Source organism: Streptomyces sp. NPDC091271, from assembly GCF_044757505.1.
In the GTDB taxonomy this organism is placed as follows: domain Bacteria; phylum Actinomycetota; class Actinomycetes; order Streptomycetales; family Streptomycetaceae; genus Streptomyces.
Window position 1 is genome coordinate 451,696 of the sequence record NZ_JBIVVD010000004.1, and the last position, 13,945, is coordinate 465,640.

General features: G+C 72.0%; 14 protein-coding genes. 10 read left to right on the plus strand and 4 right to left on the minus strand.

Going from position 1 to position 13,945, the window contains the following annotated elements; all coding sequences use genetic code 11:
* Window positions 1-140: 140 nt before the first annotated feature.
* On the plus strand, window positions 141-314 hold the full coding sequence (locus ACIQM3_RS18600; protein ID WP_401626510.1) for a hypothetical protein: 174 nt from the start codon (window positions 141-143) through the stop codon (window positions 312-314).
* 79 nt (window positions 315-393) lie between these two features.
* Here the strand turns inward: ACIQM3_RS18600 and ACIQM3_RS18605 are convergent, their stop codons facing one another.
* Genes ACIQM3_RS18605 through ACIQM3_RS18615 form a run of 3 tightly spaced genes read right to left on the minus strand, consistent with a single transcriptional unit; the run spans window position 394 to window position 3,219 of the window.
* The gene (locus ACIQM3_RS18605) at window positions 394-1,845 is read right to left on the minus strand and encodes a lipase maturation factor family protein (protein ID WP_401625252.1); all 1,452 of its coding nucleotides are present in this window, start codon (window positions 1,843-1,845) and stop codon (window positions 394-396) included.
* Between the two features lie 28 nt (window positions 1,846-1,873).
* On the minus strand, window positions 1,874-2,386 hold the full coding sequence (locus ACIQM3_RS18610) for a DUF1990 family protein (RefSeq protein WP_401625254.1): 513 nt from the start codon (window positions 2,384-2,386) through the stop codon (window positions 1,874-1,876).
* Window positions 2,383-3,219 (minus strand): YndJ family protein, encoded by an 837-nt coding sequence (locus ACIQM3_RS18615; protein ID WP_401625257.1) that lies wholly within the window; start codon window positions 3,217-3,219, stop codon window positions 2,383-2,385. The genes ACIQM3_RS18610 and ACIQM3_RS18615 overlap by 4 nt, the downstream gene beginning before the upstream one ends.
* A gap of 143 nt (window positions 3,220-3,362) precedes the next feature.
* Between ACIQM3_RS18615 and ACIQM3_RS18620 the strand changes: the two genes are divergently transcribed.
* The 5 genes from ACIQM3_RS18620 to ACIQM3_RS18640 all read left to right on the plus strand — a co-directional run bounded on the left by ACIQM3_RS18620 (window position 3,363) and on the right by ACIQM3_RS18640 (window position 9,754).
* Window positions 3,363-5,429, plus strand: coding sequence for a SpoIIE family protein phosphatase (locus tag ACIQM3_RS18620; RefSeq protein WP_401625260.1), 2,067 nt, complete (start codon window positions 3,363-3,365; stop codon window positions 5,427-5,429).
* 120 nt (window positions 5,430-5,549) lie between these two features.
* Window positions 5,550-6,908 carry a wax ester/triacylglycerol synthase family O-acyltransferase gene (locus ACIQM3_RS18625; RefSeq protein ID WP_401625263.1) on the plus strand — a complete coding sequence of 453 codons (1,359 nt, stop codon included), beginning with the start codon at window positions 5,550-5,552 and terminating at the stop codon, window positions 6,906-6,908.
* A gap of 95 nt (window positions 6,909-7,003) precedes the next feature.
* On the plus strand, window positions 7,004-7,972 hold the full coding sequence (locus tag ACIQM3_RS18630; protein WP_401625266.1) for an aldo/keto reductase: 969 nt from the start codon (window positions 7,004-7,006) through the stop codon (window positions 7,970-7,972).
* Between the two features lies 1 nt (window position 7,973).
* A complete protein-coding gene (locus ACIQM3_RS18635) occupies window positions 7,974-8,840 on the plus strand; it encodes an amidohydrolase family protein (RefSeq protein WP_401625268.1) in 867 nt (288 codons plus the stop codon).
* Window positions 8,841-8,893: 53 nt separating this feature from the next.
* Entirely contained in the window at window positions 8,894-9,754 is an 861-nt protein-coding gene (locus ACIQM3_RS18640; protein WP_401625270.1) for an Fpg/Nei family DNA glycosylase, read from the plus strand.
* 8 nt (window positions 9,755-9,762) lie between these two features.
* Here ACIQM3_RS18640 and ACIQM3_RS18645 read toward each other — a convergent pair whose 3' ends face one another.
* A complete protein-coding gene (locus ACIQM3_RS18645) occupies window positions 9,763-9,972 on the minus strand; it encodes a zf-HC2 domain-containing protein (RefSeq protein WP_401625272.1) in 210 nt (69 codons plus the stop codon).
* A gap of 72 nt (window positions 9,973-10,044) precedes the next feature.
* Here ACIQM3_RS18645 and ACIQM3_RS18650 point away from each other — a divergent pair, with 72 nt between their 5' ends.
* From ACIQM3_RS18650 to ACIQM3_RS18665, 4 genes are all read left to right on the plus strand, one after another.
* Entirely contained in the window at window positions 10,045-10,797 is a 753-nt protein-coding gene (locus tag ACIQM3_RS18650) for a LytR/AlgR family response regulator transcription factor (RefSeq protein WP_401625275.1), read from the plus strand.
* A 64-nt stretch (window positions 10,798-10,861) separates the two neighbouring features.
* Entirely contained in the window at window positions 10,862-11,224 is a 363-nt protein-coding gene (locus tag ACIQM3_RS18655; RefSeq protein WP_104783032.1) for a hypothetical protein, read from the plus strand.
* On the plus strand, window positions 11,221-12,711 hold the full coding sequence (locus ACIQM3_RS18660) for a cation acetate symporter (protein WP_401625278.1): 1,491 nt from the start codon (window positions 11,221-11,223) through the stop codon (window positions 12,709-12,711). Before ACIQM3_RS18655 ends, ACIQM3_RS18660 begins: the two co-directional genes overlap by 4 nt.
* Window positions 12,708-13,934: a sensor histidine kinase gene (locus ACIQM3_RS18665; RefSeq protein ID WP_401625281.1), complete on the plus strand. Its 1,227-nt coding sequence runs from the start codon at window positions 12,708-12,710 to the stop codon at window positions 13,932-13,934. Before ACIQM3_RS18660 ends, ACIQM3_RS18665 begins: the two co-directional genes overlap by 4 nt.
* Window positions 13,935-13,945: the final 11 nt, after the last annotated feature.

A 13,945-nucleotide genomic window follows, 5' to 3' on the forward strand; every position in this document is an offset into this window, starting at 1 on the left:
AAGCAGGCCGCCGTCCCGCCCCGTACCGGCGCCACCGCGACCGAACTGTTTCTTGCCCCTGCCCCGCAGCGGGCGGTCGACACGGTTCTCACAGCCGCAGCGCCACCGCCCCGGGGTTACGCGACACAAAGGAGTCCGCGGTGACACCTGAAATGACGAAGACCGAGACGCGCCCGTCCGACCTGACCGGAGAGCGGGCCCGCCGGCCCGAGAAGCTCCGGAACATCGAGGTCTGGGCACGGTCGGCACCGATCAGGCTGGCCGGCTACGAGGACGATCTGGCCGAGCCGCACATCCTGCCCGGCATCGACTGACCCGCGTCCGGCCCTCTTCGAGCAGCGCCTCGTGCTGTGCCCCCGTCCCCGGGCGGGGGCACAAGCATGAGCACCGCTGTCACCGGCGGCGGTCGGGGCCGGGTCCGTCCGGCCGGAGCGGAACGGGCCGGGCCACCGGTCTCATGAAGTCCCGCACATAGGTCCGGTCCCACCAGCATCCGGTGGCCCGCAGCTCCTGCCGGTCCGTGAACCGGTAGTGGAAGACCCTGGCCCGGATATGGGCCGGCGGGCCGTCGGGGAACGGGTTGTGGCCCAGCAGCCGCAGGGTGTCCCGGTCGCCGCGCAGCAGCCGTTCGGCGAACGGGCCGAACCAGGAGCGGGCGTAGGCGGGGGAGAGCGCCGCGAACCACATCATCCAGTCCAGCCGCAGGTGGTACGGAGCGAACTGACGTGGCAGCCGGCGCGGATCGCCCGGCTTGCCCCGGAATTCGTACTCCAGCCAGCGCGTCCCCTCGTGGATCACCGCCTCGTCGGTGCCCTCGACCACCACCTCGAGCCGCATCCTGCTGATGCTCCCGAAGGCTCCGTAGGTGTTGACCAGGTGCAGTGGGTCGAAGGAGCGGTTCATCGCCTGCCGGCGGGAGAGCAGATTGCGCGCCGGGCGGTAGCTGAGGACCAGGACGAGGGCGGTGACGAGCATGACCACCACCTCGTACCAGAGGGGCGACTCCGGCTGTGCGGGCGGCGGACCGGCGATCAGCGACCAGTCGACCGCCGCGAGGGCGAGGACGATCGTCAGCCAGTTCAGCCAGGCGAAGTTCCCCGACAGCACCAACCACAGCTGGGTCACCACCATCAGTCCCGCCGCGGCGCTCGCCACCGGCTGGGGGGTGAAGAGCAAAAAGGGCACCACGAGCTGGGTGACATGGTTCGCCGCGGTCTCCACCCGGTGCGCCGGCTTCGGGAGATGGTGGAAGAACCAGCTCAGCGGCCCGGGCATCGGCTGGGTCTCATGGTGGAAGTCCAGACAGGTCAGCCGCCGCCAGCACTCGTCCCCCCGGATCTTGATGAGCCCTGCGCCGAATTCCACCCGGAAGAGCAGCCAGCGCAGCAGCCACAGCACCAGCACCGGGGCAGCCGTGGAGTCGTTGCCGAGGAACACGGCGAGGAAGCCCGTCTCCAGCAGGAGCGACTCCCAGCCGAAGCCGTACCAGACCTGACCGACCTGGACGATCGACAGGTACAGCACCCACGGCACGGCCCACAGGGCCATCGCCGCGCCCAGGGGGAGATACGCGTCCAGGCCGGCCAGGAGCGCGAGCGACACCGCGGCGCCCGCCCAGGCGACCAGCGCGAAGAAGCGGTCGGAGTAGTGCAGCCGGAACAGGCCGGGCGCGGCCCGCCAGGAGGTGTGCCGCAGGAGGTCGGGCACCGGGAGCATGCCGCGGGAGCCGATCAGCGCCCGGAACTGGAGCGCCGCGGCGACGAACGCGACGAGGTAGACGCCGGCGAGCGCCCGCTGGAAGATCAGCCTGCTCAGCCAGTAGCCGTCTGCGGTGAACCATTCCATCGCTTCCAGTATCCGGCGCCCCCGCCCGTCAGGCGGCCGACACGGCGGCCCGGCGCAGTACGGCGGCGAGCCGCAGGGCGTACCACCGCTGGGCCACGGGGACGAGCGGGCCCGCCAGCCGGGTGTACCAGGAGGCGGGCCGGGAGAAGGCCATGACGGTGAACCACACCGTCCCGTCCTCCGCCAGCTCCACGACGAAGCTTTCCTCCCCGCACTCCGGATGCCCCGGCAGGGTTCCGTACCCGAAACCGGTGCGGTCCCTTTCGTACGCGGTCCAGACGATCTCGCAGGGGGCGGCGAGGCGGAGCGGCCCGATGCCCGCCGACACCTCGACGGTGACCCCGGCGGCGGCCCGTGCGGCGGAGGCGTTCACCCTGGCTCCGGTGGCACGGTGCGCGCGCCACTCGGTGACGGCGGCGCCCGCGGCCTCGAAGTCCGTACGGCCCCTGCCGACCGCTGCGCGGTGGTGCAGATGGTTGTACCCGTCCGGGAGCGGCCCGAGCCGGGTCGCTCCCAACTCGGGATACGTGAGCGTGCTCATGCGGTCCTGCCTTCCGGGTGGGTGAGGATCTGGAGCCGGCGCCGGGCGAGCAGCGCGCAGAGCGCGAAGCCGAGTGCGTTGCCGAGGCCGTGCGTGGCCGCCATCCAGGTCAGTGTGGGGTGTGGCAGCCCGGTGGCCTCGCCGAGCGCCCAGCTCAGCGCCAGCACCATGGTGACCGCGAGTACGCCTGCCGATACGGCCAGCAGGGCGCGGGTGACGCGATCCCGTCCCGCGGCGGGGGCCGTGCGCCAGGTCAGGAGGGCGACCGTCCACATCCCGACGGTGAGCACGACGGCCCCGGCCAGCTCGGTCAGGTCCCCGGTGAAGTAGCCGACGAGGACGAGGAGGGTGCCGAGCGGCACGCTCAGGGCGGCGAGCCGGCCCGCCGCGCCGTCCTCCGCCCGGCAGACGAGACCGGCGACGAGGGCGGCGGCGAAACCGGCGAAGTGGAAGTGGGGCACGGTCAGCGCAAGGATGCCGAGCCCGAAGCCGAACAGCTCGTGGCCGGAGCGCTCGGCGACGAGGGCGAGCGCCGCGACCGACGGGGCGACCAAGGCGGTGAGCAGGGCGGCCTCCGCCGGACGCACGCTGCGTGTGCGCGCGAGCCGACGGGGCGCGTGGGTGGCGAGAAGCAGCGTCCCCAACGCGTAGCAGAGGGCGAGCCCGGTGGCGGCGGCGCCGCGTGGCAGCCACAGGGACACCGCGCCGGGCACGGCGAAGACCGGCCACAGACGCCGTATCCGGTGGAGCGCGGGGTCACCGACGAGCCCCAGGCCCAACGGAACGATCACCAGCATGCCCAGCATCACGACCAGTCCGACCAATACGGACATCGCGTCCACCCCTGTCCACGCGCACGACCAGCAATAATTGAACGTGTTCAATTCACGTCACGTCGAGCATAGGCGTCATCTTGAACGTGTTCAAGGCGTCGGTTCGGTCGAGGAATCGGACAAATAATGGCAGAGTGGCGCACATGGATGATCGGGTAGCGGGTGCCCTGTCACTCCCGGACGACTGGCCCGCCCACCCGGACCTCAGCCTCGCCCTGAACCGAATGGGCAGTTTCGACTGGGATCTGGACAGCGGCCTCATGCACATGGACGAGCCCGCCCTCGGCGTGTTCGACCTGCGCCCCGACGAGTACGACGGCCGTCCCTCGGGGCTCGCGCAGCGCGTCCCCGCCGACGAGGCGATCCGGCTCGACGCGATGGTCTCGCAGGCCCTCAAGAGCGGTCGCAGCAACTACGGCGCGTACTTCCGCAGGACACAGCGGGACGGCTCCCTGTGCTGGACCCACACCCAGGGGTTCATCCGCCGCGACGGCACCGGGCGGCCCCGCCGCATCATCGGGATCATCCGTGACGCCACCCAGGAACTGGCCGAGTCCACCGCCCGCCGGACCGTCGACGAGGAGCGCCGGCGCCGCACGAGCCTGGTCGAGGGCACCACGGCGGCCCTGGCGCACGCCCGGACGGTCAAGGACGTCACCGACGTGCTGAAGAGCTCCCGCGGCCTGGCCAACCTCGGCGCCACCAGCCTCGTCATGGGGCTGCTCGAGTCCGGGCGTATCCATTTGGTGGCGGACGGCCCCGAGGGCGCGTTCGTGCAGGGCACCCGCTACACACGCACCGACGAGCCCTATCCGATGAGCGAAGTGATCCGCACGCTCACACCGCGTTTCATCGAGACACCCGAGGACTTCGCGACCTCGTACCCTATCCTGTGGCCGCACATCAGCCATCTCGGCATCACCGCCGCCGCCTACATGCCGCTCATCGCCCAGGCCCGCCCGATCGGCGCGCTCGGGCTCCTCTACGGCAACAAGGCCGGCTTCACCAGCGACGAGCGGAACCTGCTGGTGGCTCTCGGCAGTTCGATCGCCCAGAGCCTCCAGCGGGCGATGCTCTACGAACAGGAGCACGACCTCGCCGAAGGGCTCCAGCAGGCCATGCTGCCCCGCCGGATCCCCGAGGTGCGGGGAGCCCAGGTCGCCGTGCGCTACCGCTCGGCACGGCTCGGCAGGGACATCGGTGGCGACTGGTACGACATCATCTCGCTGCCCGGCGGCCGGGTCGGCGCCGTCATCGGTGACGTACAGGGGCACGACACGCACGCGGCGGCCGTCATGGGACAGCTCCGGATCGTGCTGCGCGCCTATGCGGCCGAGGGGCACAGCCCGGCCACGGTCATGGCCCGCGCGTCCGTCTTCCTCCATGAACTCGACACCGACCGCTTCGCGACCTGCACCTACGCCGAGGCCGATCTGACCACCGGAGTCGTGCAGCTGGTCAGGGCGGGGCACGTCGACCCGGCCCTGCGGGACATCGACGGGAGCTGCCGCAGGCTGCCGGTCGAGGGGGGCCTCCCGCTTGGCCTCTCCGCGGAGTTCGGGCAGCTCGAATATCCGGTCAGCACCGTCGATCTGGACCCGGGCCAGACGATGATCCTCTACACCGACGGAATGGTGGAGCTGCCAGGCACCGACCTCGACGAAGGCATGCGACTGCTGGCCGTGACGGTCCGCGACGGGCCGCAGGACCTCCAGAAGCTGGCCGACCGGCTCTGCGAGGTCGTCGACGAGCGCGGCGGTGAGGACGACATGGCGGTGCTGCTGCTGCGCCGCGACGCGGCCCACGCACCCCATCCGGGCGGCCGGCTCCAGCAGCACGTCGCGCAGAACGATCCGGAGGCGCTCACGTCCGCCCGCCACATGATCCGGGCCGCCGTGCGCGCCTGGGGAGCGAAGGGCCGGGCGGACGAGGTCGAGCTCGCCGCCGACGAGCTGATCACCAATGCCCTTATGCACACCGACGGCGGTGCCATCGTCACCATCCGGATGCTCACCGGCCCCGAACGCCGCCTCCGGGTGGACGTCGAGGACCGCTCCAGCGCGCTGCCGCGCCGCAGGGACGCGGGGGAGTCCGGAGTCTCGGGCCGCGGACTCATGCTCGTCGACCGGATGGCCGACGTCTGGGGTGTGGAGTCCCGGGGCAACGGCAAATGCGTGTGGTGCGAGTTCTTCATCCCGGAGCACCGGTAGCGCGACTGCCGCGCCAGCGGAAGACTGTAACAGTACGTAACATGTCCATACTTGACCGTAACCGATCTTGCGGGATTGACTGCGATCCCGCCGTTCCGCTGTCTAAGACGCGAGGCCCCGTTGAGTACCGAGCTTCTGGCACCGCTTGATCTGGCTTTCTGGCACCTCGAATCCGATGCCCACCCGATGCACCTCGGCGCGCTCGCCGTCTTCGACCCGGTAGCGGGCGTCGCCCCGCAGGACCTGCTCGAGCTGCTCGGAGCGCGCGCCGCCGCGATTCCCCGGCTGCGCATGCGCGTACGCGACGTCCTGCTGCCCGTCGGCGGTGCGGCCTGGTTCACCGACAAGGACTTCGACGTGCAACGGCACGTCAGGCGGGTCGTGCTCCCCGAGGGCGACTTCATGGCGGAGGCGACCCGGCTCGCCGGTGAACTCATGGAGCGGCCGCTCGGGCGGGGCCTGCCGCCCTGGCAGATGTATCTCCTGGACAGCCCGGGTGACGGCCCGTTCGCCGTACTCGTGAAGCTGCACCACGCGCTCGCCGACGGTATGCGGGCCGTAGCCATCGGCGCCGGCATCTTCGACCAGATCGCCTCCGCCGGCGCGGGCCGTGGCGCGGTGCGCCGCCGGACACCCGTGCCGCCCCGCTCCTGGCTGCCCGGCCCGTACGAGGCCGCGGGCATGGCGATGGACCGGCTCGGGGACGTGCGCCGGGCGCTGGGGGTCGGGGCCTCCGTCGTACGCGCCAGCCGCCTCGACCTGCGCGCAGGCACCGCACTGACCGCGCGCTCCAGCGGCACCCGCCGGCTGGCCACCGCCGACCTCGACGCCGAGACGGTGCAGCGGATCCGCCGCACCGAGGGCGGTACGGCCAACGACGTCCTGCTCGCGGTCGTCGCCGGGGCGCTGCGCCGCTGGATGCTCGAACGCGGCGAGCCGCTCCCGGGCGCCGACCCGCGTGCCCTGGTCCCCGTCTCCCGGCGCCGCCCCGGCGGAGCGGCCACCGGCAACAGACTCTCCGCCTACCTCCTCGGGCTGCCCGTCGGCGAGCCCGACGCCCGGGAACGGCTGCGCCTCGTGCGCACGGGCATGAACAGCAACAAGGCCGCCGGTCCGCTGCGCGGCGCGGGCGCCGTCGCCGTACTGGCCGACCAGCTGCCCGCGCTGGCCCACCGGTTCGGAGCCCCGCTGGCGGGGAACGCCGCCCGGATGCTCTTCGACGTCCTGGTCACCAGCGTGCCCCTGCCCCGCTCCGCGCTCTCCCTCGGCGGCTGCCCGCTGCGCGCCCTCTATCCCATGGCGCCGCTGGCCCGGGGACAGTCACTGGCCGTCGCCCTGACCACGTACGGCGGAGGGGTGCAGGTCGGACTGGTCGCCGACGGGAAGGCGCTTCCCGATCTCGACCGGCTCGCCTGCGCGGTCCGCGAGGAGCTGCACGACCTGCACTCACTCGTGCCCACGGTGCCCGCACCGGCCTGACGGGCGATCCACCGGGCCCTGTTGACGCGGCGGATTGATCCGATGAATATTCCCTCTACGGACCATCAGGGATCACCGGCGGGGGCATCAGGGCCATGCGGCGCATCAGACTCGGAAGCAGTGCGGTCGAGATCACCGAGCTCGCCTTCGGGGCGGCGGCCATCGGCAACCTCTTCACGGAGGTCGATCCGGGGCAGGCCGCCGCCGCCGTGGACGCGGCGTGGGACGAGGGCATCCGCTACTTCGACACCGCACCGCACTACGGCCTCGGACTCTCCGAACGCCGTCTCGGAGAGGCTCTGCGTGACCGGCCGCGGGACGCCTACGCGGTGTCCACGAAGGCGGGCCGCCTGCTCGAACCGCTGCCCCCCGCCGGGACAGCGGCCCACCGCGGGCTGTCCGACGGATTCGCCGTACCGCACACCCACCGGCGCCGCTGGGACTTCAGCGCCGACGGCGTCCGCCGCAGCATCGAGGACAGCCTCGGGCGCCTCGGCCTCGACCGGGTCGACATCGTGTATCTGCACGACCCCGACGACCACGGGGAGGCGGCCTTCCGCGAGGGCTACCCGGCGCTGGAGAAGCTGCGCGACGAGGGCGTCGTCGGCGCCATCGGGGCCGGCATGAACCAGACCGCGATGCTCACCCGCTTCCTGCGCGAGACCGACGTCGACGCCGTCCTCTGCGCGGGCCGCTTCACCCTCCTCGACCACAGTGCCCTCGACACCCTGCTGCCGGAGGCCGCCGCCCGGGGCCGCAGCGTCGTCGTCGGAGGTGTGTTCAACTCCGGGCTGCTCGTCGACCCGCGCCCCGGCGCGACGTACGACTACGCGGCGGCCCCCGCGCCCCTCCTCGAACGCGCCGTACGCATCCGGGCCGTCGCCGAAGCGCACGGTGTCCCGCTGCGCGCCGCCGCCCTCCACTACTCGCTGGGCCACCCGGCCGTCGCGGGGGCCCTCGTCGGCACCCGCTCCGCGGACGAGGTGAGGGACGCAGCGGCACGGCTCCGCACGCCGGTTCCGGACGCGCTCTGGGACGACCTGCGCGTGGAGGGGCTGCTGTGACATGACGCCCCCGCCGGTCATCGACGCCCACCACCATGTGTGGGACCTCGCGGTGCGCGACCAGGACTGGATCACCGGCGAGGAACTCGCCCCCATCCGCCGCACCTTCACCCTCGCCGACCTGGAGCCCGAGGCACGCGCCGCCGGGGTGGCCGCCACCGTGCTCGTCCAGACTGTCACCGTCGCCGAGGAGACCCCCGAATTCCTCGCGCTCGCCCACGACAGCACGTTCGTCGCGGGCGTCGTCGGATGGACCGACCTCACCGCGCCCGACGTCGCCGGCACCCTCGCCGGACTCCGCGACCTGCCCGGCGGCGACCGGCTCGTCGGAATCCGCCACCAGGTACAGGGCGAACCCGACCCCGAGTGGCTGCTGCGCCCCGACGTCCTGCGCGGACTGCGAGCCGTCGGCGCCGCCGGACTCGCCTACGACCTGATCGTCCGGCCCCACCAGCTGCCCGCCGCCACCCGCGCGGCCGCCCTTCTGCCGGAGCTCACCTTCGTACTCGACCACGCGGGCAAACCGCCCGTGGCCCGGCGCGCGACGCACCCCTGGGCCGATGACCTGCGGGCGCTGGCAGCGCTGCCCAACACCGTCTGCAAGCTCTCCGGTCTGGTCACCGAGGCGGACCCACGGGCCTGGACCGTGGAGGACCTGCGCCCCTACGCGGACACCGTCATCGAGGCCTTCGGGCCCGGCCGGCTGATGTTCGGCTCCGACTGGCCCGTGTGCCGGCTCGCCGCCGGGTACACCGAGGTCCTGGACGTGGCACGTGAGCTGACCGGCCCGCTCGGGGAGGACGGACAGCGGTCCGTCCTCTCGGACACCGCACGGCGCGTCTACGGGCTGCGAACGCCCGCCGCCTGAACACGGCGCGCACCCGGCGGGCGTTCGCGGGGCCGTTGCGGCAGGCTGGAGTCATGCCCGAACTGCCGGAAGTCGAAGCCCTGCGGGACTTCCTCGACGACCATCTGGTCGGCAAGGAGATCGCCCGCGTCCTGCCGCTGGCGATCAGCGTCCTGAAGACGTACGACCCGCCGCCCACCGCCCTCGAAGGCGCCACCGTGACGTCCGTGGCCCGGCACGGCAAATTCCTCGACATCACGGCCGGAGAGCTCCATCTGCTCATCCACCTCGCGCGAGCAGGCTGGCTGCAGTGGAAGGACAGCTTCCCCGCGACCCCGCCACGGCCCGGCAAGGGCCCGCTCGCCCTCCGGACGGTCCTCACCGGCGGCGACGGCTTCGACCTGACCGAGATGGGCACCACCAAGCGCCTCGCCGTCCACCTGGTGCGCGACCCGTCGGACGTGCCCGGCGTAGCACGCCTCGGGCCCGACCCGCTGGCCGACTCCTTCGACCGGGACGCGTTCGCGATGGTGCTCGGCGGGGCACGCCGGCAGGTCAAGGGCGCTCTGCGGGACCAGTCGCTGATCGCGGGCATCGGCAACGCCTACAGCGACGAGATCCTGCACGTCGCGAAGATGTCACCGTTCAAGCTCACCACCGCCCTGGGCGACAACGACATCACTCATCTGTACAACGCGATGCGCACCACGCTCCAGGATGCGGTCGAGCGCTCCCGAGGCGTCGCGGCGGGCCGGCTCAAGGCGGAGAAGAAGAGCAGCATGCGCGTCCACGGCCGCACCGGACAGCCCTGCCCCGTCTGCGGCGACACCGTGCTGGAGGTGTCGTTCAGCGACTCTTCGTTGCAGTACTGCCCCACCTGCCAGACAGGGGGCAAGTCCCTCGCCGACCGGCGGCTGTCCCGCCTGCTCAAGTAGCGGCCCGGTCACCGCCACCGGGCCGGGCGGGGAGCGCCACCGGGCGGAAGCCGGCGCGCGTACGCCGCCAAGTGGGCCACCACCACGCCGAACTCGCGCACCTGGACCGCACAGGCGGGACACCCCGCCAGATGCTCCTCGAAGCGGCAGGCGTCGGCAGCCCCGAGCACCCCGAGCGCGTAGGCTCCGGCGTCGCGGTGGAGTTCGATGGCGCGCATGTCCTCAGGTACGTGACGAACCCGTGAATCACTCACGCCGTCACACCCCCGAAGCACCTAAACTCCGGCTTCATGCTGCGCGTACTCGCCGTCGACGACGAAGAACCCGCCCTGGAGGAACTCCTCTACCTTCTGCGCGCCGATCCCCGCATCCGGAGCGCCGAGGGCGCCACGGGTGCCACCGAGGCGCTGCGCCGTATCGGGGGCGCCGTCGAGGCCGGGCCCGAGGACCCCTCGGCGATCGACGTCGTGTTCCTGGACATCCACATGGCGGGGCTCACCGGCCTCGACGTCGCCCAGCTCCTGGCCGGTTTCGCCGCACCGCCGCTCATCGTCTTCGTCACCGCCCACGAGGGCTTCGCCGTACACGCCTTCGACCTCAAAGCTGTCGACTACGTGCTCAAGCCGGTCCGCCGGGAGCGGCTGGCCGAGGCGGTCCGCCGCGTGGCCGAGCAGGTCGGTGAGCGCTCCGCGTCCGTCCACGACGCCGCCGCCGACCAGGTCGCGGTGGAACTGGGCGGGGTCATCCGGTTCGTGCCCGTCGACGACATCGCGTACGCCGAGGCTCAGGGCGACTACGCCCGGCTGCACACCGCGACCGGCAGCCACCTCGTCCGGATACCGCTCACGACCCTGGAGGAGCGCTGGCGCTCCCGGGGGTTCGTACGCATTCACCGCCGCCATCTCGTGGCGCTGAACCGGATCGACGAACTCCGGCTCGACGCCGGCAGCATGAGCGTCCGCATCGGGGGTGCCGAGCTCGCGGTCAGCCGGCGTCACACCCGTGCCCTCCGCGACCTCCTGATGCGGCAGACCGGCCGCTGACCTGGCTCGACCGGGACAGCTTGCCCTTCCCAGCCGGGCCCTGCGCCGCCTACACTCCGGCCCCATGTCCGCAGAGAGCACGCCCCGTCGCGAAGTGGTCATGGGCGAGCCCCGGCGGGTGCGTCCGCTGCCCCGCTACCGTGCCCAGTCGGAGATCGACGAGCAGACCGCGCTCGGGGGTGCCTACGTCCGCTCGCTGATGCGCAGCCAGCTCCGTGCCGGACTCACCGCCTTCGCGGTCCTCGCCCTCGTCGCCGGAACCCTGCCCCTGGTCTTCGAGGCGCTGCACAGCAACGCCCTCGTCTGGGCGGTGCTCGGCTTCGCCACCTATCCGCCGCTCACCCTGGCCGCCTGGTGGTACGTGCGCAGGGCCGAGCGCAACGAGCGTGACTTCGCCAGACTCGTGGAAGGCCTTCCCGCACCGTGAGCGCACCCGGCCACCCGGCAGCGGTGGTGGCGGTCGCCCTCGTCGTCCTGGCCACCGTCCTCGTCGGCGGATTCGGGCTGCGGATCTCCCGCACCACCTCCGACTTCTACGTCGCGTCGCGCACCGTACGGCCGAGGCTCAACGCAGCGGCCATCAGCGGCGAGTACCTGTCCGCCGCATCCTTCCTCGGCGTCGCGGGGCTGGTGCTGGTGCACGGCCCCGACATGCTCTGGTATCCGGTCGGCTACACCGCCGGATACCTCGTGCTGCTGGTGTTCGTCGCCGCTCCGCTGCGCCGCTCGGGGGCGTACACCCTTCCCGACTTTGCCGAGGGACGGCTCGAATCGCGTCAGGTGCGCCGGCTGGTCAGCGTGTTCGTCGTCGGCGCCGGCTGGGTCTACCTCGTGCCGCAGCTCCAGGGCGCAGGACTCACCCTGAAGATCCTCACCGGTGCGCCCGGCTGGCTCGGCGACGTACTCGTCGCCTCGGTCGTGGTGGTCGCCGTCGCGGCGGGAGGCATGCGCTCGATCACCTTCGTGCAGGTGTTCCAGTACTGGCTGAAGCTCACGGCGCTGCTGGTGCCCGCGATCTTCCTGGTGCTGGCCTGGCAGGGCGACGGCCGCCCCCGTGTCACCTTCGACGAGCAGATCTCCGTCTTCCGTGCCGACCATCCGCTCTACGCGACGTACGGACTGATCGTGGCGACCTTCCTCGGCACCATGGGCCTGCCCCATGTGGTGGTCCGCTTCTACACCAGCCCCAACGGCCGCGACGCCCGCCGCACGACGGTCGCCGTGCTCGCGCTGGTCGGCCTGTTCTATCTGCTGCCCCCGGTGTACGGGGCCCTGGGCCGCCTGTACGCGCCCGAACTCATGCACGGCGGCGACGCCGACGCGGCCGTACTGCTGCTGCCCGCCCGGGTGATCGGCGGCCTCGGCGGCGATCTGCTCGGCGCGCTCCTCGCGGGCGGAGCGTTCGCCGCGTTCCTGTCCACGGCGTCCGGGCTGACCATGGCCGTAGCCGGAGTCATCACCCAGGACGTCCTGCCCTCGCGGGGCGTACGGCACTTCCGGCTGGCCACCGTCCTGGCCATCGCCGTGCCCCTGGCCGGCTCACTGGTGGTCAGCAGGGTGCCGGTGGCCGACGCCGTCGGCATGGCCTTCGCGGTCTCCGCGTCCTCCTTCTGCCCGCTGCTCGTCCTCGGCATCTGGTGGCGGCGGCTCACCCCGCCGGGCGCGATTGCCGGGTTGCTGCTCGGCGGCGGCTCCGCGCTGCTGTCCGTGGCCATCACCGTCAGCGGCGCGGTGCGCCCGCCGGGCTGGCCGCACGCCCTGCTGGCCTGGCCGGCGGTCTGGTCCGTACCGGTCGGCTTCCTCGCGATGATCCTGGTCTCCCTGGCCACTCCTGGACGGATACCGGCGGGCACCAACGCCGCCATGACCCGCTTCCATCTGCCGGAAGCGCTGACCTCGGGGCGCGTGCGATGACCGGGGCCGGGATCGCCGTCATCACCGTGCTCGTCCTGCTGCTGTTCTCCACCGGCTTCCTGCTGGGCCGCACCGCACGTCCCGTGCGCACCAGCGATGTGGGCACACCCGTCGAGCACGCCACCTTCGAGACCCTGCACACCGCCTCCCTCGCAGCGCCCCCGCTGCGCGCCGGGCTCACCGAGGAGAGCGCGCGCAGGTCGGCGCGTGGACTGCGCTCGCTGCTCGGTACCGATGCCCTGTGCCTCACCGACCGTGACCGGGTGCTGGTGTGGGACGGCGAGGGGGACCACCACGGCAAGGACGTGATGCACCAGGTCGAGGGGCTGCTGGCCAGCGGCAGGGATACCGCCTTCCACAGCGACTGCGGTGACCTCGACTGCCCGCTGCGCTGGGCCGTCGCCGTCCCGCTGACGGTCGACCACCGGGTGCTCGGCACCCTCGTCGCCTACGCCCCCCGCGAGTCGGCGGTCCTGGCCAGAGCCGCGGGGGAGGTGGCCCGCTGGGTCTGCGTACAGCTGGAACTCGCCGAGCTCGACCGCTCCCGTACGCAGCTCATCGAGGCCGAGATCAAGGCGCTGCGGGCCCAGATCTCCCCGCACTTCATCTTCAACTCACTGGCCGCGATCGCTTCGTTCGTCCGGACCGACCCCGAGCGTGCGCGTGAACTCCTTCTGGAATTCGCCGACTTCACCCGCTACTCGTTCCGCAGGCACGGTGAGTTCACCACCCTGGCCGACGAGCTCCACTCCATCGACCAGTATCTTGCGCTGGTGCGCGCGCGCTTCGGTGAGCGGCTCTCCGTGACCCTCCAGGTGGCCCCGGAGGTCCTTCCCGTATCGCTGCCGTTCCTCTGTCTCCAGCCCTTGGTCGAGAACGCCGTGAAGCACGGCCTGGAGGGCGCTGTCACTCCTTCCCGGCCCCTCGACGCCGTCCGCGCGGGTGACGCCCCGATCCGCATCACGATCAGCGCGCTGGATGCCGGCGCCGAGGCGGAGGTGGTCATCGAGGACGACGGCACCGGGATGGAGCCGGAGCGTCTCCGCCAGATCCTGCGCGGCGAGGGCGGCACCTCCACCGGCATCGGTCTGCTCAACGTGGACGAACGACTGCGCCAGGTGTACGGGGACGACTACGGCCTCGTCATCGAGACGGGAGTCGGAGCGGGCATGAAGATCACCCTGAGGCTGCCCAAGTACCGTGCGGGCGTCCACGGTTCATGACCGGCTGTCCG